Annotated in this window: 20 protein-coding genes and 1 pseudogene; 15 read left to right on the forward strand and 6 right to left on the reverse strand. The window is 67.0% G+C overall.

The genetic code is table 11. The features are described 5' to 3' along the window. The first annotated feature begins 248 nt into the window (after positions 1–248). Both ACQCSZ_RS14945 and ACQCSZ_RS14950 read left to right on the forward strand, forming a co-directional pair. Positions 249–1625 (forward strand): MFS transporter, encoded by a 1377-nt coding sequence (locus tag ACQCSZ_RS14945; RefSeq protein WP_427004522.1) that lies wholly within the window; start codon positions 249–251, stop codon positions 1623–1625. After that, positions 1618–2130: a nuclear transport factor 2 family protein gene (locus ACQCSZ_RS14950; RefSeq protein ID WP_427004523.1), complete on the forward strand. Its 513-nt coding sequence runs from the start codon at positions 1618–1620 to the stop codon at positions 2128–2130. The genes ACQCSZ_RS14945 and ACQCSZ_RS14950 overlap by 8 nt, the downstream gene beginning before the upstream one ends. A 7-nt stretch (positions 2131–2137) precedes the next feature. Here the strand turns inward: ACQCSZ_RS14950 and ACQCSZ_RS14955 are convergent, their stop codons facing one another. After that, positions 2138–2752 (reverse strand): TetR/AcrR family transcriptional regulator, encoded by a 615-nt coding sequence (locus tag ACQCSZ_RS14955; protein ID WP_427004524.1) that lies wholly within the window; start codon positions 2750–2752, stop codon positions 2138–2140. 95 nt (positions 2753–2847) lie between these two features. Here ACQCSZ_RS14955 and ACQCSZ_RS14960 point away from each other — a divergent pair, with 95 nt between their 5' ends. The 5 genes from ACQCSZ_RS14960 to ACQCSZ_RS14980 are packed head-to-tail and all read left to right on the forward strand — an operon-like array spanning position 2848 to position 8549. Beyond that, positions 2848–3723: a MaoC family dehydratase gene (locus ACQCSZ_RS14960; protein WP_427004525.1), complete on the forward strand. Its 876-nt coding sequence runs from the start codon at positions 2848–2850 to the stop codon at positions 3721–3723. Then, complete coding sequence (locus ACQCSZ_RS14965; protein ID WP_427004526.1) at positions 3720–4580, forward strand: alpha/beta fold hydrolase; 861 nt, start codon at positions 3720–3722, stop codon at positions 4578–4580. The genes ACQCSZ_RS14960 and ACQCSZ_RS14965 overlap by 4 nt, the downstream gene beginning before the upstream one ends. A gap of 4 nt (positions 4581–4584) precedes the next feature. Next, positions 4585–6306 carry an AMP-binding protein gene (locus tag ACQCSZ_RS14970; protein ID WP_427004527.1) on the forward strand — a complete coding sequence of 574 codons (1722 nt, stop codon included), beginning with the start codon at positions 4585–4587 and terminating at the stop codon, positions 6304–6306. Continuing rightward, positions 6303–7682: an MmgE/PrpD family protein gene (locus ACQCSZ_RS14975; RefSeq protein WP_427004528.1), complete on the forward strand. Its 1380-nt coding sequence runs from the start codon at positions 6303–6305 to the stop codon at positions 7680–7682. Before ACQCSZ_RS14970 ends, ACQCSZ_RS14975 begins: the two co-directional genes overlap by 4 nt. Before the next feature lie 60 nt (positions 7683–7742). Beyond that, positions 7743–8549: a citryl-CoA lyase gene (locus ACQCSZ_RS14980; protein WP_427004529.1), complete on the forward strand. Its 807-nt coding sequence runs from the start codon at positions 7743–7745 to the stop codon at positions 8547–8549. Between the two features lie 191 nt (positions 8550–8740). Here the strand turns inward: ACQCSZ_RS14980 and ACQCSZ_RS14985 are convergent, their stop codons facing one another. After that, positions 8741–9523, reverse strand: a complete 783-nt coding sequence (locus tag ACQCSZ_RS14985) for an IclR family transcriptional regulator (protein ID WP_427004530.1) — start codon at positions 9521–9523, stop codon at positions 8741–8743. A 199-nt stretch (positions 9524–9722) separates the two neighbouring features. Here ACQCSZ_RS14985 and ACQCSZ_RS14990 point away from each other — a divergent pair, with 199 nt between their 5' ends. From ACQCSZ_RS14990 to ACQCSZ_RS15000, 3 genes are all read left to right on the forward strand, one after another. Next, positions 9723–10961: an MFS transporter gene (locus ACQCSZ_RS14990; protein ID WP_427008358.1), complete on the forward strand. Its 1239-nt coding sequence runs from the start codon at positions 9723–9725 to the stop codon at positions 10959–10961. 307 nt (positions 10962–11268) lie between these two features. Beyond that, a complete protein-coding gene (locus ACQCSZ_RS14995) occupies positions 11269–11823 on the forward strand; it encodes a hypothetical protein (protein WP_427004531.1) in 555 nt (184 codons plus the stop codon). A 332-nt stretch (positions 11824–12155) separates the two neighbouring features. Continuing rightward, positions 12156–12410, forward strand: a complete 255-nt coding sequence (locus ACQCSZ_RS15000) for a hypothetical protein (protein ID WP_427004532.1) — start codon at positions 12156–12158, stop codon at positions 12408–12410. Positions 12411–12463: 53 nt separating this feature from the next. Here ACQCSZ_RS15000 and ACQCSZ_RS15005 read toward each other — a convergent pair. Both ACQCSZ_RS15005 and ACQCSZ_RS15010 read right to left on the reverse strand, forming a co-directional pair. After that, positions 12464–13725: pseudogene (locus tag ACQCSZ_RS15005) on the reverse strand (type II toxin-antitoxin system HipA family toxin). Further along, on the reverse strand, positions 13722–13979 hold the full coding sequence (locus ACQCSZ_RS15010; RefSeq protein WP_427004533.1) for a helix-turn-helix transcriptional regulator: 258 nt from the start codon (positions 13977–13979) through the stop codon (positions 13722–13724). The pseudogene ACQCSZ_RS15005 and the gene ACQCSZ_RS15010 overlap by 4 nt, the downstream one beginning before the upstream one ends. A gap of 155 nt (positions 13980–14134) precedes the next feature. Between ACQCSZ_RS15010 and ACQCSZ_RS15015 the strand changes: the two genes are divergently transcribed. Continuing rightward, positions 14135–17686, forward strand: a complete 3552-nt coding sequence (locus tag ACQCSZ_RS15015) for an SNF2-related protein (RefSeq protein ID WP_427004534.1) — start codon at positions 14135–14137, stop codon at positions 17684–17686. A gap of 19 nt (positions 17687–17705) precedes the next feature. On the opposite strand, the gene ACQCSZ_RS15020 is transcribed toward ACQCSZ_RS15015, so the two are convergent. Beyond that, the gene (locus ACQCSZ_RS15020; protein WP_427004535.1) at positions 17706–17969 is read right to left on the reverse strand and encodes a ribbon-helix-helix protein, CopG family; all 264 of its coding nucleotides are present in this window, start codon (positions 17967–17969) and stop codon (positions 17706–17708) included. Positions 17970–17983: 14 nt separating this feature from the next. Continuing rightward, positions 17984–18247, reverse strand: a complete 264-nt coding sequence (locus ACQCSZ_RS15025; RefSeq protein ID WP_427004536.1) for a toxin — start codon at positions 18245–18247, stop codon at positions 17984–17986. A 163-nt stretch (positions 18248–18410) separates the two neighbouring features. On the opposite strand from ACQCSZ_RS15025, the gene ACQCSZ_RS15030 reads away from it, so the two are divergent. The 4 genes from ACQCSZ_RS15030 to ACQCSZ_RS15045 all read left to right on the forward strand — a co-directional run bounded on the left by ACQCSZ_RS15030 (position 18411) and on the right by ACQCSZ_RS15045 (position 26652). Beyond that, entirely contained in the window at positions 18411–19526 is a 1116-nt protein-coding gene (locus ACQCSZ_RS15030) for a sigma-70 family RNA polymerase sigma factor (RefSeq protein WP_427004537.1), read from the forward strand. A gap of 37 nt (positions 19527–19563) precedes the next feature. Then, a complete protein-coding gene (locus ACQCSZ_RS15035; RefSeq protein WP_427004538.1) occupies positions 19564–22230 on the forward strand; it encodes a PD-(D/E)XK nuclease family protein in 2667 nt (888 codons plus the stop codon). Next, on the forward strand, positions 22227–25394 hold the full coding sequence (locus tag ACQCSZ_RS15040; RefSeq protein WP_427004539.1) for a UvrD-helicase domain-containing protein: 3168 nt from the start codon (positions 22227–22229) through the stop codon (positions 25392–25394). The genes ACQCSZ_RS15035 and ACQCSZ_RS15040 overlap by 4 nt, the downstream gene beginning before the upstream one ends. Before the next feature lie 187 nt (positions 25395–25581). Beyond that, positions 25582–26652 carry a glycerophosphodiester phosphodiesterase family protein gene (locus ACQCSZ_RS15045; RefSeq protein ID WP_427004540.1) on the forward strand — a complete coding sequence of 357 codons (1071 nt, stop codon included), beginning with the start codon at positions 25582–25584 and terminating at the stop codon, positions 26650–26652. The last annotated feature ends 109 nt before the right edge of the window (positions 26653–26761 follow it).

Raw genomic sequence — 26761 nt, forward strand, 5'->3', positions numbered from 1 at the left:
GAACCAGTATTTACCGAAGTGCGTCCTCCAAGTAGTGCCCGTGCCCCAAGCAGCCGAGCCAAGTGGCCGCCGATGGCACGCCGCCGGCCCGGCGCCCGGGCCACCCGCGACAGCACTGCCAACATCGAGGCGATCAGCCCAAAAAAATACCTTGACCCGCGGTGTGCCTCGTGTCACAGTGTGTAAGTAAGAACGTTCGTTCATGTACTTCGTTCATGTACTCCGCACCCTCAAAGGAGAGAGTGGAAATGACAACTAGCAATATCGCGGCTGACAGCCAGGCCGACATCCCGCAAAGCAAGATGGGGCGCCTCGCTTCGGCGTCCATCCTCGCAACGGCCCTTGAATGGTTCGACTTCCTGATCTACTCCACCGCGGCGGCCCTCGTCTTCGGGCCCCTGTTCTTTCCCGGCCTGGGCGGCGCGGGCGGCACCATCGCCTCCTTCGCCACCCTGGCCGTCGGCTTCGTCGCCCGTCCCCTCGGCGGCATCATCGCCGGCCACCTCGGCGACAAGTACGGCCGGAAGGGCCCGCTGGTCGGCTCCATGGTGGTGATGGGGCTGGCCACGGCATCCATCGGCCTGCTGCCCGGCTACGACGTCATCGGCAACTGGGGCGCCGTCCTGCTGATCATCTGCCGGCTGGTCCAGGGCCTCGGCGTCGGCGCCCAGTGGGGCGGGGCGGCCCTGCTGCTGACCGAGCATGCCCCCGTGGAACGCCGCGGATTCTTCGGCAGCCTCATCCAGATGGGCACCATCATGGGCGTGGTCATCGGCAACGCCTTCTTCCTGATCATCGGCCTGTTCATGGGCAACGACGAATTCATGGCCTGGGGCTGGCGCATTCCGTTCCTCTCCGGCCTGCTGCTGGTGCTTGTCGGCATTTTCGTCCAGCTGAGGATTGAAGACACTCCGGTCTTCAAGACCCTGCAGGCACGTTCCGCCGCGGCGGCGTCCACCGGTGCCATCCAGAAGACGCCACTGGCCAAGGCCGTCCGCCTGTACTGGCGGCAGATCCTGCAGGCTGCCGGAGCATTCTTCGTGGTCAACGCGACGTTCTACATCCTGATCTCCGGCATGCTCGACTACGGCGTCAAACGCGTCGGCCTGGACAAGACCACCATGCTGGTTTGCGTCCTGGTTGCCATCTCCACCCAGATGATCAGCATCCCGTTCTTCGGCGCCTTGAGCGACAGGATCGGCCGCCGGAAGCTATACCTGACCGGAGCCGTCCTCATGGGCCTCTTCGCCTTCCCGTTCTTCTGGATGGTCAACACCGGCAGCGTGGCGGTCATCATTGCGGCCCTGATCATCGGTTTCACCATCCACGCGGTGATGTTCGGCCCGCAGGCCGCACTGTTTGCGGAGATGTTCCCGGCGGATGTCCGCTATTCCGGGGCCTCCCTGGGCTTCCAGCTCGCCTCCGTCTTCGCCGGCGGCCTCGCTCCCCTCATCATGACCTCCCTCATCGCCGCCACCGGCCAGTCCTTGACCGTCTCGCTGTACATCCTTGCGATGGCCGTGCTCACCTGGGTGGCTGTCTACACCATCCGGGAGCGCTTCCAGGCGAACCTGCACGAAACCTCGGAGGACATCCGCGACGCCAAGGCGGCCGCCCATGTCTGAACTGACCCTGGAACAACGCATCACGCGCCTTGAGGACCAGCACGCCATCCAGCAGCTCCGCGCCACGTACTGCCAGTACCTGGACGACGGCCGCTGGGAGGAACTCGCCGCATTGTTCACGCCCGACGGGGCCTTCATCGGCCTGTCCACCGCGCGGGGACGCAGCGAAATGCTGGAGTTCTTCCCCCGGCTCAACGCCACCTCGGTCACGTCCTGGTGGCACTTCAGTTCCAATGAGACTGTGGAGCTCGACGGCACCGAAGCAACCGGCGAGACCTGGCTGCTGCAGCCGTGTGTGGTCGAGGGCGAAACGCAGCTGGCCGCCGGACGCTACCAGGACAAGATGGTCAAGAACGACGCCGGCACCTGGCTTTTCACTGAACGCAAGGTCAGCTTCTTCTTCTGGGGGCCGCTGGCCGAGGGCTGGGATGCCGGCAAGTTCGGCTGGAATCCGGCCAAGGCCGCCGCGGATCCGCGCACGATGCAGCGGCTGGCAGCCCGCTGACATGGGTCTAGTGCGCCCCGGCGATCCCCAGGCTGAACTCGACATACCGCTCGGCCAGCTCCGCCTGGCCGAGCGGGCCGTCGGGACGGTACCAGTTGGACACGGCGGAACACATCGTCACGATGGCCCGGGCCGCGTCCACCGGAAAGTGGCTGGAGAACTCCCCGGCGGCACTGCCCTCGGCGAGAATGCTCCGGAAGAGCTGCTCGGTCCGGTCACGGACCACCGTCACTTCGGCGCGGGAAGGACCCTCGAGATACCGGATTTCGCTGATCCCGACAATCGAGGCCTGCGGCCGGTCGACGATGAACCCGATGTAGCTGGTCACCGCGGCGGCCAGCCGGGCGGCGGGGGCCGCCTCGGCCTCCGAAACGGCGGCTTCGAGCCGGTTGTACAGATCGGTTCCGGTGTCCAACAGCAGCTGGGCCAGCAGAAACGTCTTGGACGGGAAATAGTTGTAGAGGTTCGACAGGCTCGTTTCGGCCTCGTTGGCGATATCCCGCATGGACGCCCCGTTGAACCCCTTCGCGCTGAATACGGCGAGCCCGGCCTGGAGCACCACGGACCTGTTGATCCGTTTCGGAGCCGCGCGCTGCGGGGCAGCGGAGGGAATTTTGGCCATAGCGAGAACAGTATAGAACGCGGTCCGGACTTACCAAGCAGGGACCCCACGCGGCCGATACGACGACACAAAGGATGACAAGGGAAGAGATGGGCATGGCAGCGGAACAGTTGGAAGATGTGCAAGTGATGTATTTCGAGGATTTCGAGCTGGGACGCACCTATCTGAGCGAGCCCCGGCAGGTCACCCCTGCGGATCTCGAACTCTTTACCCGTCTCAGCGGGGACGACAATCCGATGCACACCGGCCGGACGGAAACAGAGGAGGACCTCGAGGCGCGCCTGTTCGAGCGGCCGGTCCTCCAGGGGGCGTTCGGGATCGCGATCTTCACCGGGTTCGTCCGCCGGCTGGGCCTGGACGGCCCGGCCCTGGCACTGCTGGATACCAACTGGAAGTATCTCGCGCCCATCTACGTCCACGACACGATCAGCTGCGAGATCACCGTCACCCGCAAACGGCCGACCAGGACCGCGGGCCGGGGCATCATCCACCGCCACGTGGTGCTGCGGAACCAGGACAACACGGTCCTCCAGCAGGGAACCTCCGCTTTCCTGGTCCAGGCCCGCGGCGCGGCGGATGTTCCCCCGGAGCTGCAGTTCGGAACCGCTGCCTGGGGACAGGCGCTGATCCCCTATCTGGATAACGACAAGGAATTCACTGCCGCCATCGCCTCCTACGACGGAACCATCGGCCTGGCCGCAGGCGAGGAGGAAGTCCATTTCCGCTGCTACCGCGGCAGGATTATCGAGGCCGCCCGCCGTTCACTGCTCGGGGCGGATTTCACCCTCGGCGCCGACGAATACACCTGGACGCAGCTGATCCTCGGCGACACCAACGATTTCATGCAGCGGGCCATGCTCGGCCAGTTCACGGTCCGCGGCAGCGGAGCCGAATACCTCCGCATGACCAAGGTCCTCATCCGCCTGGTCGATGCCGCCCGTGCCGCAGCCCGAAAGGACAACGCAAAATGAGTGCCGCCTTGAATGCCCAATACCTGACCCTGGACGGTTCCCTGGCCTTCGTGGAGATCTGGGGCGCCGGCCAGCCGGTGTTCTGTGTCCACACCGCCGGCCAAAGCGGCGTGCAGTACCGGGAGGCAGCAGCCGGCCTGGCCCGGCTCGGCTACCGCGTCATCGTTCCGGACCTGCCCGGCCATGGCCGTTCGGAGCCGCGCCACGGAGGACCGGTCACCGACCTCGGCGACTACGCCGCCTGGTGCGTGCAGCTCATCGAGGCCCTGGAACTGGTGCAGCCGGTTATCGTCGGGTGCTCCATCGGGGGCAAGATCGCCCTGGACATCGCCGCCCGGATGGGGAACCGCATCCATTCGGTGATCGCCATGGCGGCGAACGCCGAGGCCGGGCACGCCAACGTCGCCGGGCTGCGCCGCGAGCTGGAGGACATCTCCGCGCCCAGCCGTTCCGACCGCACCTACTACGGCACCCGGGCCGTCGTCGGCCGTGCCGTGGCGGAGGACCGCCGCGAACTGATCGCCAGGATGCACTGCCGTGAGGATCCGCAGGTCTCCATTTCCGATCTGCTGGCCTGGGGCCGCCACGACATCTTCGAGAGCCTCCGCACCATCACCGCGCCGGCCCGCCTGGTGGCCGGAAGCGACGACCTGTGGATCAATGCCGAATCCGTCGAGCGTGCCGCCGCGGAGATTCCCGGCGCGCAGTACACGCACCTGGACGGCATCGGGCACTATCCCATGGAGGAAATGGCGGATTTCGCCGAGCACGTGGACCGCTGGGTCCGGGACGCGGACCGGCCCCGGACGGGTTCCCGAACCGCCCTCGCCGGCGCCGCGCTGAACGGAAGCAGGTAAGACCATGACACTGTATGAGTCCCTGCTCGCCTTGGTACAGGACAATCCCGGCAAGACCCTCTTCATTGAACCTGCGCCCGGTGGCTACCGGCATCTCACCCGGCGGCAGTTCCTGGCGGACGTTGATGCTGCCCGCCAGGCACTGCAGCACCATGGCATCGGCCACGGCCGGTGCATCGCCACGTGGCTGCCCAACTGGTCCTCCGCCTACGCCTGGCAGTTCGCCGCCTCGGCCGTGGGGGCGCACGTCATCGGCATCAATACCCGGTACAACATCGCCGAAGTCGCGCATGTCCTGCACAAGGCGAAGCCTGCCGTGATCGTCATGGCGCATGATTTCCAGCGGCTGGACCTGACCGGCCGTGCCCGCGCCGCCGTTGCCGCCGACGCCGCGGCGGCGATCCCCGCCGTCGTACCCGTCCCGGCTCCGGGGAAAACCGGTCCGGAAAACCCTGCCGGGTATGACCTCGGCGGCGGTGTCTGGGCCGTGCCCGACGGCGCTGTCCCCGACGCCGCTTGGTCCCCCGCCGTCCCGGTGGAGGCCGACGTGCTCAGCGTCGCCTTCACCACCTCCGGTTCCACCGGGATGCCGAAGCTGGCCGCGCACAACGAGGCAGGGGTCATCCGCCATGCCCTCGCCGACGCCGCGAGGATCGGCTTCGCGGGCACCGACGTGCTGGTGGGCGCCCTGCCGTTCTCCGGGGTCTTCGGCTTCAGCTCCTCGATGGCTGCCATCTTCGGCGGCGCGGCCATCCTGCTGCACCCGGTGTTCGATGAGCACGAGCTGGTGCACGCCATGGCCGAGCACAAGGCCACCCACTTCGTCGGCGCCGATGACATGATCAGCCGGATCGCCGCCGCCTGGACGGCAACCCGGGCGGATCTGGGCAGCTGGAAGTGGATCGGCATAGCCGACTTCCAGGGCCAGTCCCGCGACCTTGCCGCCTGGGCCTCCCGGGAATTCGGTACCGAAACGGTCGGCGTCTACGGCTCGTCCGAACTGTTCGCGCTCACCGCGTTCTGGACGCCGGAGACCGACGTGCAGCGGCGCTGGGGCGGAGGCGGATATCCGGTCTCCGCGGAGATCAAGGTCCGCATCGCCGATCCGTTCACGGAACAGATCCTCGATCCGTCCGCGGAAGGCGAACTGCAGTTCCAGGGGCCCAACGTGGTCAACGCCTACCTCGGGGATGACGGCGAAGGAGCCGCGGCCTTCACCCGCGACGGCTGGTTCCGCAGCGGGGACCTGGGGACCATCGGCGAGGACGGCGGGTTTGTCTACATCTGCCGGATGGGCGACGTGCTGCGGCTCAAGGGATTCCTGGTGGACCCGGCCGAGATCGAACAGCGGCTGATGGAGCACCCTTCGGTGGGGACCGCCAAGGTGGTGGGCCTCCAAGGCGCCGACGGGCAGATGCAGGCCATCGGCTTTGTCACCCTCGACCCCGCCGCCGGGGTAGCCGGGGTGACCGGCGAGGCCGGCGCCGGGGTGGCCGGCGAGGAGCTGCAGGCCTGGTGCAAGGCAACCCTGGCACGGTTCAAAGTGCCGGCCACGGTCCATATCATCGACGAGATGCCCACCACGGCAGGCACCAACGGGACGAAAATCCGTGCCGCGACCCTGCGGGACTGGGCCAGGGAACGCAGCAGCATCGGAGCCGACTCCGCCCAGCCCCTCCCCGCCCGATCACCGGAAACCACTGCTGAACTGGAGAAAGCACAATGAGAGAAACCACCCTGTCGCGCCAGCTGGCCCGCCACGTCCTGGCCAACCAAACGATGTCCCCGGAGCTGTCGGCCTGGATGCGGCTGCTGCTGCTGGACTACTGCGCCGTGACCGCCGGGGGCGCCAACCGCGGGTCGGCCGCCGCCGCCCGCGCGGCAGTGCAGGTTTCAGCCGAACGCAATGCGTTCTACCCGGCGGCCCTGCACGGGGTGGACGGCTTCGTGACCGTGGAGGACGCGGCCCTGGTCAACGGGATCACGGCCCACGGCCTGGAACTGGACGACACGTTCGAGGAATCCTCGCTGCACCCCGCCGTCGTCATCTTCCCGGCCGTCCTGGCCGCAGCCGACGCCAGGGGATACAGCGTCGACAAGGTACTGTCCGCTGCCGCGGCCGGGTACGACGTCATGTGCTCGGTGGGCGTGTTGCTCGGCGCAGCCGAGAGCTACGGCCGCGGATTCCATCCCACCGGAGTAGCCGGGGCCCTGGGCGCGGCCGCGGCCGCCGCCGCCCTGTCCGGCCTGGACGAGGACCAGACGGTCAACGCGCTCGGCCTGGCGGCGAACATGGCCGCCGGATCCCTGGAATTCCTCTCCGACGGGTCCTGGACCAAGCGCCTGAACGCCGGGCACGCCGCCGCGACCGGTCTCCGCGCCGCGAAGCTGGCCGCCGCGGGATTCAATGCGCCGGAAACTGCGCTGGAGGGCCGGGACGGATTCCTGCGCCAGTACGGGGAAGGGCTCGTCGAGGGCAGGGAGCTGCGGCTGGAGTACGGCCGGGGCGCCCTGGACACCTCCATCAAGTTTTACCCCTGCTGCCGGTACATGCACGGCAACATCGACCTGCTCCGGGACATCCACGCTGAACATCCGGAGCTGGCGCTCACGGACATCGAGTCCATCAATGTGGGCGTCATCAAAGCCGGCGCAACGCTGGTCTCGGAGCCCGCGGAGCGGAAACTGGAGGTCCGGACACCGGTCGACGCCCAGTTCAACATGCCCTTCGGCGCCGCCGTGGCATTGACCACGGGCAGGGCCACCGTGGAGCAGTTCGACGACGCCCCCGCGCTCGCCGTCGAGCTCCGGGAATGGATGGAAAAGGTCACCTGCTATACCAGCGAAAAGCTGGAGGCCGCGTTTCCGGCGCATTGGCAGGCCGAGGTACAGGTCCGCCTGGCCGACGGCACCGTCATTGAAAGGTCCGAGGACGCCTTCCGCGGCGCCCCCGAGGACCGGGCCACCTGGGCCGATATTGTCCTCAAGGCCGAAGGGCTGATCGGTGAACCATCGGCAGCAGCGCTGGCGGAATCCATCGGGAACCTGCAGGACGGGCTGCCCCTGACCGGCCAGATGGCGCTGCCGCTCTTCGTCGGTTAGCAGAACGAACACTCACCGAATGGAACGAACGTCCACCCCCAATCAGGAAGTTGTAAACCAATGGCGAAAAACACCCGCGGCGGCCGGCCCATCCGCTCCAGCATCACCAGGGCCACACCCGAGAGCGTCCACGTGCACGGGCTGGACCTCACCGAGCTCCTGGGGAAGGTCAACCTGGGCGACTTTGCCTTTCTGGAACTGTTCAAGCGGCTTCCGGACGAGCGCGAATCCGTTCTCATCAACGCCATGCTCGTGTCCCTCGTGGAGCACGGCGTCACGCCCAGTGTCATCGCCGCGAGAATGACCATCATGGGTGCTCCGGAATCCCTGCAGGGCGCCGTTGCCGCCGGCCTGCTTGGCCTGGGCAACACCTTCGTCGGGACCATCGAGGGGGCCGCGCGGGTCTGCCAGCAGGAACTTCCCGGCGGAGGCCGGCACGGCGTCACACCGCAGGACCGGCTGGGCGACGATGAGATCACCGCTTTGGCGGCAAAAATCGTTGATGAGCACAAAGCGGCCGGCAAACCGCTGGCCGGGATCGGCCATCCCGTGCATAAGCCCGTGGACCCCCGGGCCCAGCGGCTTTTCGCCGTCGCCGCAGAACTGGGTTTCGACGGCTCGGGCCCCCGCCTGATGACCGCCATCTCCGCCGTCGCCAGCGAACGCTCGGGCAAGATCCTGCCCGTCAACGTCACCGGGGCCATCGGAGCCTTGTCGGCCACTCTCGGCATTCCCTGGAACGTCGCCCGGGGCCTTGGCGTCATGGCCCGCGCCGTTGGCCTGGTGGGCCACCTGCTGGAAGAGTCCGAAAATCCGATCGCCGGCACGATTTGGAGCGAGACCGAAGAAGAGGCCGTCAAACCCTGACGGCGCTTTGCCTGTAGGCGGGGCCCGGGCTTTCGTGGATGGTCCCTGACCGTCGGCGATGCCGGGCCCCGCCGTCGGCGTCTCCGGCACCACCGGCGTCATAGACAGTGTCATTTTCAGCGAAGCCGGCCCTGGGCCTTGTTTGCGCGTCGGTGGGAATCCTGGCAACAGCGCGCGGGAGGAAACGGACGTTATAAGGAAGAAGCCGTTGAATAGAACGGACCCGCTTCATTCGCGTTCTGCAACTGACGCATGATCCCCCGGGCCGCGGTCTGTAGAGGCGGGAGCAGCGACTGAAAGCGCATTTCGAAGAGTGGCACCACGACGCCGAGCGCAGCCACGGTACGTTTTCTGGCGTCCCGCACCTGCACGGCAATTCCCCAAGTGTTCGGATCCACGACACCGGCCAGCTGGGCGAAACCTTGGTCCGCCGTCTCCTCAAGCAGTGACCGGACGTCGTCCGGGCCCAGCTTTCCGGCAGGATCCCGGAACTGCCGGAGATAGTCCGCCTGGACGGCCGGGGGCTGACCGGCCATCAGCGCCAGGCCGGCCGAAGACACATGCACCGGCATCCGCCCGGCGACCTGCGCACGGTTCGCCACCGACTTGCGCCGGGAAAGCCGTTCGACGAAGAGCGCCTCCCAGCCCTCCAGCACGGCCAGGTTCACGTTCTGGTGCAGCACCTGCTGGATGTCCTCCATGAACGGCACCGCCGCCTCCCGCAGGGCCAGCGTCGGGGAACTCCGGATCACCAGTTCCCAGAGCCGGAGGCCAAGCCGGACCGACCCGCCCTCGCCCAGTTCGAGGAGCCCGTGCGCGGCAAGTTGCCGGACCAGGCGGTGGGCCGTTGTCAGCGGCAACTGGGCCCTGGCCGCCAGGTCCGAAAGCTGAAGCACGGTGACGCCCTCAGGAAACGCCCCGACCACCCGCACCACGCGGTCCACCACAGAATCTCCGGAGGCTGAGTTGGCCACGTAACCTTCTTTCGGAACCGGACACGGCCATTCCATTGAATGGGGGGAAGTGTTCGAGTATACACACCACGGTGATAAAAATCTCAGGTCGGAAACCCCGGAAGCGCCCCCTGGGTCGCGCCCCGGAACCACCGCCCCGACCTTCAGCTTCACGCCTGCTCGATGCCGAGCCCCTGTCTTCGAGGTTGCAATGCCAATGATGTCCGCTGACCGTTCTTCCCGCTGGCCTGTCTGGCTTTGCTGGCTGGCCATGGTGCTTGATGGTTTCGATCTGGTGGTGCTCGGTACCGTCATCCCGACCCTGATCAAGACCAATGAACTCGGATTTGACGCCGTAGGAGCCACCCTGGCCGCCACGATTTCCCTCGCCGGAGTGGGTCTGGGCGCGCTGTTCATCGCCCCGCTCTCAGACCGGCTTGGCCGCCGACGGCTGCTGATCGCCTGCGTCGCCTGGTTCTCCCTGTTCACGCTCGCCGTCGTGATCGCGCCCAACGTCCTGGTGTTCAGCCTCTTTCGGTTCCTGGCCGGTCTGGGCCTCGGCGCTTGCCTTCCCGCGGCGCTGGCCTACATGAACGACTACGCCACCAAGGAGGGGTCCGCCGGCCGGTCCACCACCAGGACCATGACCGGCTACCACGTCGGCGCCGTCCTGACGGCTCTGCTGGCCCTCCTGCTGATCCCGAACTGGCGGATGATGTTCGTCATCGGCGGCCTGGCGGGGCTGGCCCTGCTGCCGTTCCTGTGGTTCAAGCTGCCCGAGTCCCTGCCGCCGGTCCGCCAGGCCGCTGAACCGGTGCAGGCCGCCAGTTTCCGCGACCTTGCCAGGAAGCCCTACCCCATCGTTGTCGTCGGAGTCGGGATCGCGTCCTTCATGGGCCTGCTGCTCGTGTACGGCCTGAACACCTGGCTTCCGCAGCTGATGGCATCCGCCGGTTACTCCATCGCCGCAGGCATCGGCCAGCTCATGGTGCTCAACGTCGGCGCCGTCGTCGGTCTCGTCGTTGCCGGTATCCTCGCAGACAAGCACGGCGCGAAAAAGGTGGTCCTGCTGTGGTTCGGCCTCTCGGCCGTTCTCCTTGCCGTGCTCAGCATCAAGCTGCAGAATGAACTGCTCCTCAACGCGGCCGTCTTCATCACCGGCGTCTTCGTCTTCAGCTCCCAGGTCCTCGTCTACGCCTGGGTGAGCCAGCTCTTCCCCAGCCGGCTGCGGGCCACCGCCCTCGGCTACTCCGCGGGCGTCGGCCGGCTGGGCGCCATCCTGGGTCCGGCCGTGACCGGCACCCTGGTGGCCGCCGGCATCGCCTACCCGTGGGGTTTCTACGTCTTCGCCGCAGCAGCCGTGATTGCCGTGGCCGCACTGGCGTTCGTGCCGCAGCGGATCACACACACCGAGCCGCCGGCTTCCGCGGAAGCAACCAGAGAACTCGCGAAAATCTAGCCCGTCAGGCGGCGGCGCGCAGCGTGGACCCTCGGTACCGCCGCCGCCGCCAGACGGTCGGGGCCAGCACGACGGCGACGCCGGCCCCCGCATCGCTTTCCCCGGCCGTGAGCACGGCCTTCCAGGTGCTGGTCTACGCAGATCGATACGCGGGTGCTGATGTGCTCAAGTTCCGCGCGGATCTGTTTGGGCGAGGCGAGCACGGCAGCCGATCCTTAAGCGGGACATCACACAGCCGGCCCTGCCGGCCCAGTTGACTGGCTGGGGCCGGCAGGGCAGGCTGTGAGGACACCCTGCAAGGGGGACCATGATGAAGTACCCACGCACCTCGGCCGCCGTCGCGGCGCTGCTCGGGTTCGCCCTTTCCGGGTGCCAGCCGGCTGCGGGGCCGCTCACGGCGGGATCGCCCGCAGCGGTGTCCAGCCCGTCGTCGTCCGAACTCGCGGCCATCATTCAGGCTGCCGTCGAGGATCGCAACGGCACAGCCCTCGACACTCCCCCTGCCCCGCGCCTCGTCGATGGGCAGACGACGACGGCCTACCGGGCCAAGCGCGAGCGGGACCTCTCAGTGGTGGCCCGGTCGAAGGCCGGATTCAAGTCAGCCGGATTCTGGTATACGTCCTTTTCGACGACCGTGACGGTGGAGTCTATCGAGGTGGCTGGTTCGGAGGCGAGCGTCCACTTCAAGGAATTGACCGAGGAATACCTCGCCTCTAAAGCGAATGGCCCGAGCAGCGTCCCGTCGGGCTACTCGTTGCCGCAGACCGCGACGTTCCGGGCATCCGCGGACGGCTGGCAGCTCGACAGCATCGCCCCTTCCGTGCACGGTGGCGGCATGCCGATGTCCGTCGTCGAGGGCTGAGAGCGGAGCTGCCCCTGATCCTCAGGCGGCCTGGTCCGAGGTCCGCACTCAGGTGCCGACGTACGCCGCAGGTTTTCACCTGTGAGGGGCGAGCGGGCTGCGACGAGGGTCCGCGGGTGTTCCCTCGAAGACAATGCGCCGATACTCACACTTTTGATCGTCATCGTCGGAGAGACCACCCAGGAGTGCATCTCGGGTCAACCGGCGCATTGGCACGTCGTCAGGATAGGCGGCCACGGGACGTCCGTACCAGCAACGGCCCTCGCGTTATTTAGATTTCACGCATTAAGTGTGAATAATGATGCCCTTGTTTAGCTTTTTGAAGGAGCCCGGTGACTGAGCCATGGCCTGTGCACGGCAGCAAGGTCATGCCGTGGAAAGCCTCCGGGCGCGTCCCGCGTGAAGACCGTGAATTCACCGAGGTCACGGTCTCGCTTCCGCCCATGATCGCGGAGTGCTGGTACCACCCGGGCTGGGAGGCCCTGGTCGCGTTGGAGGAAGCCGCCGTCGCCGTTGCATCCCTGGATGTGAAGGCAGGGTCCCGGATGGCCGCCATCAGCGGCTTCCTGCTTCGCAGTGCATCATGAGCTGCGCAGTCCGCTTGTTGCCATCAAGGTAGAGCTGCCGTGAGAACTGGCTGTCACGCCGTCGAGCCGTCCGATGCCTGCTGACGCCGGGCGGTGCGCCCGGCGAGCAAATCGGAAGCCCGGCAGGCGATGAGAGCCGGCAAATGCTCCAGTCCCTCGGATACTGGCACCTGCGCCTCGGCGGCAGCCAGGAGGACCTCACCCGCGGCGGTGCGGGCCGCCCCGGGGTCCATCCCCCAAGCGACACCCTCGCGAACCATGTGGTCGAGGGTGATGTAGTTCAACCGGGCCTGGCCCGCAACGGAGTGCCCGGCGTTGGAGCTCGGCGCATAAAGGAGCAGCGTCGGCGCGGCATCGTAGAGAGGCGCCAGCAGAACCTCTCCTGTCTCGCGGATCAGCACCGAATAGTTTTTGGAATGGGCGTCACCATTGCCGATCAGGACGTTGAAGGTCACAGCCTTCAGCAGATCAGCCTTGAAGGACGCCGGGTTTCGGGTGTGCGGCGAAGCGGCTGCGGCCACCTGCGCAAGGCGGGACGGTACCGCCGTCGACTGGTCATACTTCGCCGCTGATGCGAGCCCGAGGACCTGCGTGAAATCCTCCTGGTGAATTCGGCGTGTTCTTCGGTGCGGTCGTACCGCTCAACCACCAGGGCGTTCCTGGCACCGAACCTTGCCAGTCGGGTCTTGGCTGCTGCAAGTCCTGAGGCGCGGGCAAGTTCCAGCGCCCAGTGCTCGGCGGTCAGAAGGTGCGGAATGGGCGAATCAGGAGGATCGGGTTTGATGATGTGGGTGGATGCCGCGCCCCGGGCCGGCCAGTACCAGCGGCCACCCTCGCGGGACAGCAGGATCTTGGACTGAACACCACCCAGGGAGGTGGTGATGGCGAAGTTCTCCGGCAGATCCCACGTGGGCAGGGACTCCACGGCAGTCACGACTTCCGCCTCCGACATGGGCAGCAGTTCCCCGGAGCCGGCAGGATCCACGCCTTCAGGAACAACCTGCACCGCTCCGGCGCAGTCCGCACCGACGGCGGCAAGGAGTGCCTTGATGTCCGTGGAGGCGACCTTGTGCAGATCAGCCAGATGCGCGCGCACCTGGCCTTCCGGCAGCAGCCCGTCGAAGAAGTTCAGGACCGCCGGGCCAGCGATGGGTTTCGACTGCAGCGGCAGGGACACCGAAAGGAGGGACGCGCCCGCACCATACTCAGCGACGAGATCCGGCAGGTATTCCAGCCGGGGACGCAACGAGGTCCCGGCGAGCCAGGCGATCTGCCGCCCGTGCAGCCAGACAGCGAGCCGTCCGGTGCGCGTCACCGCTTCAGGTCCAGGCGCGAGAACCTTGGGATGAGGGCAATGTCCCGTTCGAGGGCACGCACCGCTGCGAGTGCCGTCTCCAGGGACACGTTCTCTCCCTGCTCCAGCCGGACAATGGTGTGGCGGCTGGCACCGATGAGCTCAGCCAGCCCGCTTTGGGTCAGTCCGCGTTCCTGCCGGGCCGCCCGGACCGACGCCCCGAACGACTTGGCGTCCACCGCCCGAAAGAATGGAGTCTCAACCGGATGTTCCATATCTTCACCATATCAAGAAGCATCGCCAAATGGTGAAGATCATGAACATTCGACAGTTACGGCGAAGTGTTCAATATCTGCACCAGATCGCCGCAGGCGTGGGCAATGACCGGGTGCTCGCGACAGGCCCGCCTGCCAACAGATACCGTTAAGCCGTGACTTTCACTCGCCCGCCCCAGCTCGCCGACCCTGTGATCACCCGCCTGGTGGGCAGCACCTCCCTGACCCGCGGCCGCACCTACGCGCGCAAGGGCGCCGTTTCCAGCATCGAGTGGAATCCCAAGAACTTGGAGTTAAGAGGCAAGGTCCAGGGCAACCGCAGCGCCCCCTACCGGACTAAAGTCTGGTTCAAGGACGGCGTCAAGGGTCTGCGTGTTGAGCGGGGCGAGTGCTCCTGCCCTATGGTCTTCAACTGCAAGCATGTCGCCGCTTTGCTCCTGGAAATCAGCAACGGGTTTGTCCTGGAGCAGCCGACGCTGCTGAGCATTCCGCCGGCCCCGGCGAGCGCTCAAGCTCCGAAGCAGCCCGCGCCCGCTGTTCAGAAACCCGTTCAGAAAGCTGTTCAGAAGCAGGCACCTCCCGCGCCCTGGCAGGAGCAGATCCATTCCCTGCTTCACCCGGAAGCGGCTCCACGGTACCCGGGTTTCTCCGGCGGACAGGCCATCCGCAGCGCCGGCACGCCAACGCTGAGGCTCGGTGTGCAGCTGGAACTGCAGGAATCCAGTTCCAGCCAGCCCGCCTGGTACCAGCGGGGCCGCGTTGACCCGTGGCAAAGCCAATCCGCCCCGCCGCTCAGCCTGACCGCCAGGCCGGTGAAACAGAATGCCAAGGGCAAGTGGCTGGTGGGCCAGCTGCGCTGGGATACCTTCGGGCGTTCGCACTACGGATACCAGCTCGATGAATTCAGTGCGGAACAGATCCGCTGGATGCGCACCTTTGCCACGCTCTACGCTGCCGAGGGCTCGCAGTGGCCGTACACGCACCTGCCCCTGGAGCGCTTCGACAGCCCGCTGCTCTGGCAGCTCCTCGCCCAGGCACGCGAAATCGGCGTGGCGCTGGTGGCCGCAAAGTCCGGCGACGCCGTCGTGATCCATGAGCCGGTCAACATTTCACTGGACATCCGCGATCACGACGGCGGGCTGGGGCTGGCACCGTACGTCGGCATCGGCGGCGGTTCCGCGGACCGCACCGCGATGGGCGTGATCGGCCAGCCCGGCCACGGACTGTTCTGGTGGGACGCCGCCCCAGGCCCGGGCACCTCCACGGCTCCCCATGGTTTCCATCTGGCCCCGAGCAAAGCGCCTGTTCCTGACGCCATCCGTCCGCTGATCCACCACCGCACGGAGCTGCTGGTTCCGGCGGCGGCCCGCGATTCCTTCCTGGGTGCCATCTTCCCGCAACTGGCCCAGGCAGCAGATGTCATCTGCAGCGACACCTCCGTGGAGCTGCCGCAGATCCTGCCGCCGGAGCTGGTGCTGACAGCCGCCCACATCCCGGGTGAGGACGCGGCAGACGCGGCGCCGTCCGGCCGGACCCGCCGCCGCGCGGCAGCAGCGCCGCAGGATCCCGGCGCGCTGCAACTTCAATGGCACTGGGAGTACGCGTCCGCCGGCACCGTCACCCGCCAGCCGCTGCCCGATGCCGGCACCGGCTACCGCGACCACACGTTCGAAGCGCAGCTCCTGGCCCGGGTGGCCGAACTGCTGGCCCCCTACGCGGCTGCCTGGCAGGAGCAGTTCCCGGCCCAGCCCTCCGGCCACCCTGGCAGCACCGTCCCGGCGGTGCTCCGAAACCTCGCCGCCGCCCGGTTCACCGCCGAGGCACTCCCCGTGCTGGAACGGCTCGAGCACGTGCGGGTGGTCACCACGGGCCCGGCGCCGGACTACAGCGAGCTGACCGACACACCGCTCATCGGCGTCAGCACCCAGGGAACGGACGACGGCGACTGGTTTGACTTGCGCGTCACCGTCACCCTGGGCGGGGAAGACGTCCCCTTCGACCAGCTCTTCCGCGCCCTGGCCGCAGGCGAAGAACACCTGATGCTCTCCAACGGCAACTACTTCCGGCTCGACCAGCCCGAGTTCCTCCAGCTCCGCCGGCTGATCGAGGAAGCCAGGGCCCTGCAGGACCACGAGGGGCCCCTGCGGATCAGCCGGTACCAGGCCGGGCTCTGGGACGAGCTCGAGGAACTGGCCGCAACGGCCAAACAGGCCGATTCCTGGCGGCGGAGCGTCGGTGGGCTGCTGCGGTTCACGGAGCTTCTGGACGTGCCGCTGCCGGCGGGGCTCAACGCTTCGCTGCGCCCCTACCAGCAGGACGGCTTCAACTGGCTGGCCTTCCTGTGGCAGCAGGGCCTGGGCGGCGTGCTCGCGGACGATATGGGCCTGGGCAAGACCCTGCAGGCCATCGCCCTGATCTGCCACGCCAAGAACGGCACCGGCGCTCCGGACCGGGACGAAACCGCGCGGCGCCCCTTCCTGGTGGTCGCCCCGACCTCCGTGGTGCCCAACTGGGCCGCGGAAATCGGACGGTTCGCCCCCGGGCTGCGCGCCACCGCCGTCACGGACACGCTGCAGCGCAGCGGGACGGAGCCGGCGGCACTCACCGCCGGGTCCGACGTCGTGGTTGTTTCCTATACGCTCTTCCGGCTCGACTATGAGGCCTACGCCGGGCAGCAGTGGGCCGGGCTGGTGCTGGACGAGGCACAGTTTGTGAAGAATCCGGCCACCAAGGCCAGCCAGAATGCCCGCCGCTTCCCGGCCCCGTTCAAGCTCGCCATCACGGGCACGCCCATGGAGAACAACCTGATGGAGTTGTGGTCCTTGTTCGCGATCACCGCTCCCGGGCTGTTCCCGTCGTCGAAGAATTTCGCCGACTACTACCAGAAGCCGGTGGAGAAAGAGGGGGACGCCCAGAAACTGGCGCAATTACGACGGCGGATCCGGACCCTGATGATGCGGCGCACCAAGGACCTGGTCGCCAGGGACCTGCCCGCCAAACAGGAACAGGTGCTGGAGCTGGATCTGGCGCCGCGGCACCGCACCATTTACCAGCGGCATCTGCAGCGCGAACGGCAGAAGGTCCTGGGGATGCTGGAAGACATGGACAAGAACCGCTTCGCGATCTTCAAGTCCCTCACCACCTTGCGCAGGCTCAGCCTGGACGCGTCCCTGGTGGACGAGAAATACGCGTCCGTCCCGTCCAGCAAGCTCGATGCCCTGCTGGAGCAGCTCCGCGACATCGCGGCCGAGGGACACCGCGCCCTGATCTTCAGCCAGTTCACCGGCTTCCTGGGCAAGGCCGCGGCACGCCTTGATGCGGAAGGCATCCCGTACGCCTATCTGGACGGCAAGACCCGCCGGCGCGGCGAGGTGATCGAGCAGTTCAAGTCCGGAAGCGCGCCGGTGTTCCTCATCAGCCTCAAAGCCGGTGGATTCGGACTGAACCTGACCGAGGCGGACTACGTGTTCCTGTTGGACCCCTGGTGGAATCCCGCGTCAGAGGCTCAGGCCGTTGACCGCGCCCACAGGATCGGCCAAAACCGGAATGTCATGGTCTACCGGCTGGTGGCCAGGGACACCATCGAGGAGAAAGTCATGGCGCTCAAGGAAAAGAAGGCCAAGCTGTTTACCGCCGTCCTGGACGACGACGCGATGTTCTCCTCGGCGCTGTCGGCGGAGGACGTGCGGGGGTTGTTCGACGGCTGACGCACTAAACGGCCGGGACCTATGCGGACTTGAGCCATGCCTGGAGTGCTTGGCGGACTACTTCACTGCGCGTTGAATGATCTTGCTCCGCCCGTCTGGAGAGGGCGGCGTTAAGGTCCGGGTCCAACCGGATTGCGGCCACCTGGGCAATCTCCGCTCCGATCCGGGGACGGCCGCGTTTCTTGAGGGCTGCCACGTCATAGCCAGCCACGGCTTCTTCAGCCCACTGGGCTATCTGGCTTTCAGTGACCGGTTGGCCGTTCATGGTTTCGTTTTCCTTCATAGCCGTTTCTCCTCTCAAGGCAGTAAGTCCAAGTATTTGGCACGTGCTTTCATTGCGTGGATGACCAACTCCCTGCCGCTGTCGAAGGTCAGGACCACCGTCTCCAGCAGCTGGCCTGCAGCGCTGAACCCTAATCGAAGTTGCCGTCCCGGATTTTCCTCGTCCAAGTCAACAGCCACGATGTATTTGGTGGCCGCCAGAACCGCGTCTTCGGCCCTCACCCCGTGCTTGAGTGCCGAATTATGTACATCCACGCAAATATCGTATAACGAAAACATTACTCCTGTACTCGTTCTTGGCGCAAGGATCCCCCGGGGCGGGGAACAAGGGCAGAATCAAGCCCAGGATCAGTCTTCGGGGTGTCGAAAAACCGCCCGGATATTGTCACACCCGCCACGTAGTCTGCCTTCACGAGCTTGAAGAGCCCAACCGGGGGATGACATGGCGGACCTGATCCACGAGGCAATCGACAGGACGGACTCCGGGCCTGCCGCGGCCGCCCCGGTCCCTGAATCATTCGAGCCGGATGACGCCGACCGGCCCGAATTACTGGCAGACAGCGAGGGGGTCACCGACGACGCCGTCGCGGACTACCTGCGCCGGCTGCGCCAATACGACTTGCTCACTGCCGAGCAGGAGGTGGAACTGGCCCAGGAGATCGAGGCAGGACTTTTCGCGGAACAGCTCCTGGCGGACGGAACACCGCGGCCCGGGCGGGATTTGAGGGAACTGCGGACCATCGTCCGTCTGGGCAAGCGTGCCGCCGACGCGCTGCTCCACGCCAATCTTCGGCTCGTAGTGTCGATTGCCAAGCACTACACCCACCGGGGCCTCGACTTTCTGGACCTGATCCAGGAAGGCAACCTGGGACTGCACCGGGCCGTCTGCAAGTTCGACTTCACCAAGGGTTTCAGATTCTCCACCCATGCCACGTTGTGGATCCGGCAGGCCATCACCCGGGCGCTGGCTGATCAAGCCCGTCTTATCCGGCTGCCGGCCAACGTCGTCGAGCAGGTGCAGAAAGTCCGGTCAGCACAACGGACGGCCGCCATGGCGGGGACCGTGTGCAGCACCGAAGATCTCTGCCGGCTGACGGAGAATTCGATCGGAAAGGTTGAATATCTGCTGACGTTGGACAAGCCGATTTTTTCGCTGGACAGCCAGGTGCCCGATGGCAAAGGCGGAACCGAAGCGCTGGCCGAACAGCTGTTGGATCCCACTGATCCCGACGCGGCGGATTCGCTCTTCCATAAACAGATGAAGGAGCGGGTACATGCCGTACTCGACACGCTCGAGGAATGGGAGGCGAAGGTCATTGCGATGCGCTTCGGCATGACATGCGGTGACGAGAAGAGCCTGGACGCGGTCGGGAAAATGTACGGCATGACCCGCGAATGCATCCGCCAGATCGAGGTCAAGGCCATGAAGAAGCTCAAGGACCCGTCCCGGTCCAACCTCCTTCGACAGTATCTCCTTGACGGTGACAGCTCAATCGGCGAGGAGCCCTCAACCGGCGAGGAATCGGCGCCGGAGCCTGCGCCGGAGGAGCACGTATGATCGAGGAACTGTCGGTCCAACACATCCGGGGGATGATGTGAACGTTTTGTTTGGCTTGTACCTGGACCGCGCTCCGTGGACCTACCGCGATTCCGCACTGGGCCAGGTCCGGCTGGGGCCGCTGGGGCTGACCCAGCTGCTCCAGACCCGGCTCGGCCTGACCGGGCCCGACGCCCGCCACTCGACCCGGATCCGGCAGTTCATGGCCCGCCTCGCGGAGCAGGACGCCCCGGACGCCTGGTTCCACGGATCCTACTCCGTCGACCCCTGGTCCACCGCCATGGACCTGCTGAACCTGCGCGACGAGCTCGTGGTCAACGGCTGGGCCGGCATCGCGCCGGACGGGTCAACCGCCAAGCTGAAGGCCCTGGCTTCCCTCGAACAGAGCCGGCTCCCCCTCGACCGGGCCTTCGCCGACTATCCCCTGGAACTCGTGCAAGAACTCGGGCGCGATGCCACCGCCCACTGGCCGCTCGGAATCAGCCGGCTGGAGCTCCAGCACCCCCGGGCCTCCTTCCCCGCCATCTGGCAGCGCCTCATCGGTGCCCTCGAACGCCGCGGCGTGGGCGTCATGGAGCCGGCCCCGCAGGAGGGCCCGGTGGGCGAGGTCACCGTCCTCGTCGCCAAGACCGAGTGGGAAGCAGCGGAGCACGCCGCCCGGTGGCTCGCCTCCGCCGGACACCCCGGCACGGACCGCGCCGCCGTCGTCGCCTCCGCGGGCACGGCCCTGCTGGACCAGGAGCTGCAACGCCGCGGCCTGCCACGGATCGGCGTCGGCAGCCGCTCCCGCTGGCGCGCCCTGGACCAGATCATTCCGCTGTTCTTCAACGTGATCTGGGGGCCGGTGGACGTCCAGCTGCTGGGCGAATTCCTCAACCTCCCGGTCAGCCCCGTCCGGCGCGGCGCCGCACGGCACCTGCTCCGCGCCCTCTCCGCCCAGCCCGGCACCGGCGGCGAGGAATGGCTGCGCGCGCTTGCGAACATCAGCAGCGACGAAACCCTCGGCCCCGGCGTCGCAGCCGAGCTGAACCTGCTGCTCAGCACCGGACTCCTCACGGACGACGGGACCGTCAGCGGCAGCACCGTCGTCGAACGCGCGCAGTGGCTGCGCACCCAGCTCAGCCGCCGCGTCCAGCTGCATCCCCAGGTGGAATCCGTGCTCAGCCAGCTCAACGAATTCACCGCCCTGATCGACGGGCCGGAGCCGGTCACGCGCCAGACCATTACCCGGATCCTGGAATCCGTCATTCCCGCCGGTGCCGGTCCCCTGGCCAGCGGCGACGCCGCGCCGTGGGTCACGCTGCGCAGCCCCGGTGAGCTCTGCGACGACGTCGACACGCTTCTCTGGTGGGGATGCCAGGATGACGGCCAGGCCCCGCCCCGCTACTGGGACGACGCGGAACGGCAGGCGCTGGCCGCCGTCGGCGTCGAGCTGCCCGATCCCGCCGCCCTGGCCGAGCTGGAACTCTCCGTAGCTGTGAACGCCGCGAGGCACTGCCGGCAGCTGTTGCTGGTGCGCGCCGCCGAGATCAGCGGCGAACCGACGAAGTCCCACCCGGTGCTGTCCTCGCTCGCCTTCAGCGCCCTGCCCGTGCCGCTGCCGGGAACCCCGGAGGAGAAAAAGAAGGCGGTGGAACACGCCATCACGGCCTTCACCGTGACTCCCGCCGATCTGGTGCACGACGGCGTCTGGCGCCTCGCCGGCCGGACCGCTGCGGTCACACCGGTGCGGCCCGCCCCCGCCCGGCCCCTGCCGGCAGCCCACGAGCTGGGCCCCCGCCCCGCCTTCCTGCCCGAGCGGCTCTCCTACTCGCAGCTGAGCACCCTGATCGGCTGCTCCCTGAAGTGGGTGCTGGAGAAGAAGGGCCGCCTGAAGGTCGGGGACGCGCAATCCGTCCCCACCGGAAACACCATGATCGGCACCCTGGTCCACAAGGTCGTCGAGGAACTCTTCGGCGAGCTTTATGCCGAGAACCGGGCCGTGCCGGAGCCGGCGGAGGTCCACGCCAAACTGGACCAGCTCGTGCCGCACTACGCCTCGGAGCTGCTGCTGCCGGGCAAGGGCAGCAAACTCGCCGGCCTCCGGCCGATCATCGAGAATTCCGTCGTCACGCTGTTCCAGACGCTGCAGACCCAGGGCGTCCATATCCGCGCCACCGAGCACGAGTTCAACAAACCGGCGTCCTTCAACGTCAACGGAGCCCGGATCGAGGTCCAGGTCTCCGGCTCCATCGACGTCCTCGCCGCAGACCACCGGGCTGACCCGGTGGTGATCGACCTCAAATGGACCAACCGGTCAAAGTACCGCCGGGAAGAAATCACCAACGGCGACGCGATGCAGCTCGCCCTGTACCACTGGGCCCTGGACGACGGACCGGACCCGATGTCCACCGTCGCCGAGGACGCCGCGATGTCCTACTACCTGCTCAAACAAGGCGAGTTTGCCTCCACCAGCAAACTCTTCGGCCCGGCCCTGGCCAGCCCCGCGTCCAGCCGGGGCACCTGGCAGCGTTCCGTCCGCGCCGCCGAATTCTCCATCGCGGAAGTGGTCGGCGGGCGGGTCCTCGCCGCCGGACGGCAGGAACTGGGATCCTCCGACGAGCAGAGGGAAGCCGCGACGGCGGACGGCAGGCTCTACCAGAAGCCTCCCTGCAACTTCTGCGACTTCTCCGCCCTCTGCGGCCTCAAGGGGGACCTTTCATGAACCACGCACTGGGCAACGTCACCATGATCACGGCCAGCGCCGGCACCGGCAAGACCTACAGCCTGATGGGCGAAATCGCCCGCGAAATCCACAACGGCACCCGGCCCGGCCAGATCCTCGCCACCACCTTCACCAAGAAGGCCGCCGCCGAACTCATCGACCGGGTCCAGGCCGAGCTGTTCGGCCAGGAACGCCCCGACGCCGCCCGGCAGATGTCGGTCAGCATGGTGGGAACGGTCAACAGCGTCTGCAGCCGCCTGCTCCAGGAATACGCCGTCGACGCCGGGCTCTCGCCGGCGCTGCAGGTCATCGCCGAGGACGAGCAGCTCCGGATCTTCCAGCTGGCCACGGACGACGTCTTCGCCGAGTTCACGCCGAGGATCCAGCCGCTTGCCCGGCGCCTGGGGCACGACGGCGAAGCGGACCTCCGGGGCAGCGACACCGACTGGCGGAAAATCGTCCGCGACATCACGGACGCCGCGCGCAGCAACAGGATCGCCCCGGCGAGCCTGGCCCGGTCCGCTTCCTTGTCATGGCAGGGACTGCAACAGATCCTGGGTCCGGCGGGCCTCGACCACCGTGGTTCCTGGTCCAACCAGCTCCTCCAGGGCCTCATGGGCCTCCGCACGCTGGCCGCTGACATTGCCGACCGCGGCAAGATCCCGCCCAAGAACCTGACCGCCTCGATCGCCCTGCTCGAGCCCGTCCTGTCCCATGCGTCGCCGGAGGATGCGCCCTGGCGATTCTGGATCGACGCGGCAGGGGTGTCGAACGCGGACGCCAAACGCCAGCTGGAAAGCTATATTTCAGCGGTCGAGGCCGATCTGCCGGCCAACCCGGCCTTCCAGACCGAGCTGCGGGAATTCACCGAGCTCGTGTTTGCCTGTGCCGCGTCGTGCCTGGACCGCTTCGCCGACTTCAAGCGCCAGCACGGGCTCATCGACTTCGCAGACCAGGAAACCCTGGTCCTGGACCTGCTGGAAAACAACCAGGAGTTCCGCGCGTCCATCGCCGGGCGGATCAGGTTCATGGTGGTGGACGAATTCCAGGACACCAGCCCGCTGCAGCTCCAGCTCTTCACGAAGTTTGCCGAACTGGTGGACAAAGTTGTCTGGGTGGGCGATTCGAAGCAGGCTATCTACGAGTTCCGGGGCACGGACCCGGAACTCATGAAGGCCGTCGCCGCGCATGTGGAGAACAAACGTCAGCTGCACGATTCGTGGCGGTCCAAGGAGGCCGTCATCGACCTCTCCAACGAGATCAGCCTCGCCATGTTCCCGGATCTCGCCGGCGCCGAAGTCAGGCTGACGGTTCCGGAGGCCCGGCTCGATGCCTCGCATCCCAAGAACGCCCTCGGCGGTTCCCGGGAGGCCTGGACCCTCGCGGCGAAGACGGTGCCGGAACAGCGCCGGGCCATCGCCGCCGGCGTCGTGGACCTCATCCAGCGCCGCGGCTTCAAGGGTTCCGACGTCGCCGTCCTCGCCCGGTCCAACGCCGGCGTGGCGGACATTGCTGCCGAACTGACAGCGCTCGGGGTCAAGGCAACGGCCAACACGTCCTCCCTGTTCGCCGCCCGGGAAATCCAGCTGGTCCGCGCCGGGATGGCCTTCGTCGCCTCCGACGACGACACGGTGGCCCTGGCTGAACTGGCCCACCTGCATCCGGACCACCCGCAGTTCGGCCGCTGGGTCCCTGCGTTGTTCGACGCCGCGGAGCCGAAGGAGGAACTCCAGCGCTGGGCCAGCGAGCCCTTGGTGTCCGGGCTGGTGGAGCTTCGCGGCCTGGCCACCCTGTGCACCCCCACGGAAATCATGGAAGAAGTCACGTCCCGGCTCGGTGTTGCCCGGCTCATCAAGTCCTGGAGCAGCCCCGGAACCCGGCTCAAGAACCTGGACGCGCTGCGCTCGATGCTGGAGCGGTACTACGAATCCTGTGCCGCCCTGGGCAAGCCCGTCACCCTCAGCGGCTCGCTGACGTTCCTGGCCGACGCCGACAGTGCGGGCAGCGAGAACTTCGGCGACGACGTCGTCAATGTCCTGACCTACCACAAGGCCAAGGGGCTGGAATGGGCGGCTGTGGTGCTGGCCGGGCTCGATGCCGACGTCGCGGCGAAGCCGTGGGGCGTCGCCGTCGAAGGAGTGCCGGAGATCGATGTCCGGAACCCCCTCGTGGGCCGGTGGATCCGCGCCTGGCCCTGGCCGTTCGGCGCCAAGGGATTCAAGCCGCTCTCCGCAGCGGCAGACGAATCGGCTGTCGCGCAGCGTGTCCTGGCGCGGCGGCAGGCCGACTCGGCACGGGTGCTCTACGTGGGCCTGACCCGTTCGGTCAGCGTGACGTGCCTCGCCGCCGCCAAACCGGCACCGGCGTCGCTCAACACCCTGGGGCGTGGCCCGATTGTGGAGTGGACCGCGGGCACCGGCAGTGAAGGCAGCGCCGGCACGGCCGGCACGCTGGTCGTCCAGGGCCGCGACGGCGAACGCAGGCTGTCCGTCGAGGCCTTCAGCTACGAGCCGGCCGACGGGCGGCCAGCAGACGGTGCAGGCGCAGGCGGCCAGTTCGAGGATTCCCTGGCCGTGACGTCCCCGGTTTCCCGGAAGCCGGCGCGCGTGACAGCCAGCTCGATGGCGAGCTTCGGCTTTGTGGCCGACGTCGCCGAGGCCGCAGCCCTGGGGCCGCAGCTGATCGCCCACGGGGCCGCCCACTGGGACCACGTCGGCTCGGCCATCCACGGCTATTTCGCGCTGCCCCTTGCGGACATGGACGAGGACGTCCGGCTCGCAGCCGCGCAGCGGCTCCTTGACCGCTGGGGCGCGGCATCCGCCGTCGAACCTCACATTGTGGTGGAAGCGGGCGAACGCATGCTCGCGTTCTTCGCCCGGCACTACCCCGGGGCGACGCTCATTACCGAGCAGTCCGTAGCCTGGCGGAACGCCGACAACCAGCTCATGGAAGGGTGGATCGACCTCCTGCTGGAGACGCCTGCCGGATACGTGCTGGTGGACCACAAGTCTTATCCGGGCAAGGATCCGATCGGCCATATCAAGGACAAGTACGTGGGCCAGATGCGCGGCTACGCGGAGGCGATCCAGTCGATCACCGGCCGGCCCGTCGTCGAGACCCTGATCCATATGCCGGCACTGGGCAAGATGTACCGGATCAGCTGACCTTCTCCACCACCGGTGTAAATCCGACGGCACCCGGTGTCCTTGACCCGGCCTGCCTGACGCAGGCTCCGTTTGTTCACCCCGGGTCCAGCTCACCGCACACAGCAGTCCACCTGCCCTCCCTACCGTGGTGGGGTCACCGGCGGACCGCCGGCAACCGTCACGTCACCCAGGAGGAACCATCACCATGCGCAAAATCCTGACCGCCGCGGCCGCCGCCGCGGTCATCGCCTCTTTGGCGAGCCCCGCCGTCGCCGCTTCAACCCCCGAAGCAGGCTCCGCGCCGTCGTCGAACGCTGCCGGAACCGCAAGGTCCGATATCAAAACCAACGAGAGCAACGGCTCCTTTGACCTGCAGTCCCACCGCGGAGGCCGCGGCGAGCGGACCGAGGAGTCCCTGGCCGCGTTCGCCAACTCGCTGAAGCTCGGGGTGACGACGCTGGAACTGGACACCCACCTGACTTCGGACGGCAAGGTCATCGTCTGGCATGACGACACCATCCAGGCGGACAAGTGCCGCGACACCGCGCCGGCAACGCCGGGCGACACCGGCTTCCCCTACGTCGGTGACCGGGTCGCCGAGCTGTCGCTCGCCCAGATCAAGACGCTGGACTGCGGCTTCACACCGCTGTTGGGCTACCCGGAGCAGGACGTGGTCGAGGGCAACCGGATCGCCGAGCTCAAGGACGTCTTCCAGCTGGTGCACGACGCCGATGCCAGGAAGGTCCGCTTCAACATCGAGACCAAGGTGGAGGACGGCCGGTCCGGCGGCGAAGGCATGGTGGCCCTGACCAAGGCCGTGATCGTGGAGATCTACACGGCCGGCATGGCCGGGCGCACCACTGTCCAGTCGTTCGACTGGTCCTCGCTGAACCTGACCAGGAAAATCGCCCCGGAACTGCCGCTCGCCGCCCTCTCCAGCGGCGACGCCTGGCTCGAGGTGGGCAAGCCCGGCGCCAGCCCCAACCTCGGCGGCATCGACATCGACACCTACGGCGGGTCCCTCGCCAAGGCAGCGGCAGCCCAGGGCTACGACGTCATCTCCCCCGCCTTCCGCTCCGTCACGCCCCAGATGATCACCGAAGCCCACGAGCTTGGCCTGCCCGTACTCCCGTGGACCGTCAACACCGCTTCGGACATGAAGCGGCTGATGGACCTCGGCGTTGACGGCATCATCACCGACTACCCGACCCGGCTGCGGACCGTCATGGAAGAGCGCGGCCTGAAGCTCCCGAAGGCCTACGAGCTCAAGGGCTAGGAGACGTGGCGCTTCGAGTGACGAGAAAGCCTTAGCAGGCATCCCGGATCAGTGTTATGACTCACACTGAAAATCAGCGCCAACACCTGCTTGTTCCGTCAGAATGGTT

It is taken from the genome of Pseudarthrobacter sp. H2 (assembly GCF_050157045.1).
Taxonomy (GTDB): domain Bacteria; phylum Actinomycetota; class Actinomycetes; order Actinomycetales; family Micrococcaceae; genus Arthrobacter.

Excerpts from the sequence above, each read along its gene's own strand:
- ACQCSZ_RS14945 (WP_427004522.1), top strand. The coding sequence starts at position 249 with ATGACAACTAGCAATATCGCGGCTGACAGCCAGGCCGACATCCCGCAA.
- ACQCSZ_RS14950 (WP_427004523.1), top strand. The coding sequence starts at position 1,618 with ATGTCTGAACTGACCCTGGAACAACGCATCACGCGCCTTGAGGACCAG.
- ACQCSZ_RS14955 (WP_427004524.1), bottom strand. The coding sequence starts at position 2,752 with ATGGCCAAAATTCCCTCCGCTGCCCCGCAGCGCGCGGCTCCGAAACGG.
- ACQCSZ_RS14960 (WP_427004525.1), top strand. The coding sequence starts at position 2,848 with ATGGCAGCGGAACAGTTGGAAGATGTGCAAGTGATGTATTTCGAGGAT.
- ACQCSZ_RS14965 (WP_427004526.1), top strand. The coding sequence starts at position 3,720 with ATGAGTGCCGCCTTGAATGCCCAATACCTGACCCTGGACGGTTCCCTG.
- ACQCSZ_RS14970 (WP_427004527.1), top strand. The coding sequence starts at position 4,585 with ATGACACTGTATGAGTCCCTGCTCGCCTTGGTACAGGACAATCCCGGC.
- ACQCSZ_RS14975 (WP_427004528.1), top strand. The coding sequence starts at position 6,303 with ATGAGAGAAACCACCCTGTCGCGCCAGCTGGCCCGCCACGTCCTGGCC.
- ACQCSZ_RS14980 (WP_427004529.1), top strand. The coding sequence starts at position 7,743 with ATGGCGAAAAACACCCGCGGCGGCCGGCCCATCCGCTCCAGCATCACC.
- ACQCSZ_RS14990 (WP_427008358.1), top strand. The coding sequence starts at position 9,723 with ATGTCCGCTGACCGTTCTTCCCGCTGGCCTGTCTGGCTTTGCTGGCTG.
- ACQCSZ_RS14995 (WP_427004531.1), top strand. The coding sequence starts at position 11,269 with ATGATGAAGTACCCACGCACCTCGGCCGCCGTCGCGGCGCTGCTCGGG.
- ACQCSZ_RS15010 (WP_427004533.1), bottom strand. The coding sequence starts at position 13,979 with ATGGAACATCCGGTTGAGACTCCATTCTTTCGGGCGGTGGACGCCAAG.
- ACQCSZ_RS15020 (WP_427004535.1), bottom strand. The coding sequence starts at position 17,969 with ATGAAGGAAAACGAAACCATGAACGGCCAACCGGTCACTGAAAGCCAG.
- ACQCSZ_RS15025 (WP_427004536.1), bottom strand. The coding sequence starts at position 18,247 with ATGTTTTCGTTATACGATATTTGCGTGGATGTACATAATTCGGCACTC.
- ACQCSZ_RS15030 (WP_427004537.1), top strand. The coding sequence starts at position 18,411 with ATGGCGGACCTGATCCACGAGGCAATCGACAGGACGGACTCCGGGCCT.
- ACQCSZ_RS15040 (WP_427004539.1), top strand. The coding sequence starts at position 22,227 with ATGAACCACGCACTGGGCAACGTCACCATGATCACGGCCAGCGCCGGC.
- ACQCSZ_RS15045 (WP_427004540.1), top strand. The coding sequence starts at position 25,582 with ATGCGCAAAATCCTGACCGCCGCGGCCGCCGCCGCGGTCATCGCCTCT.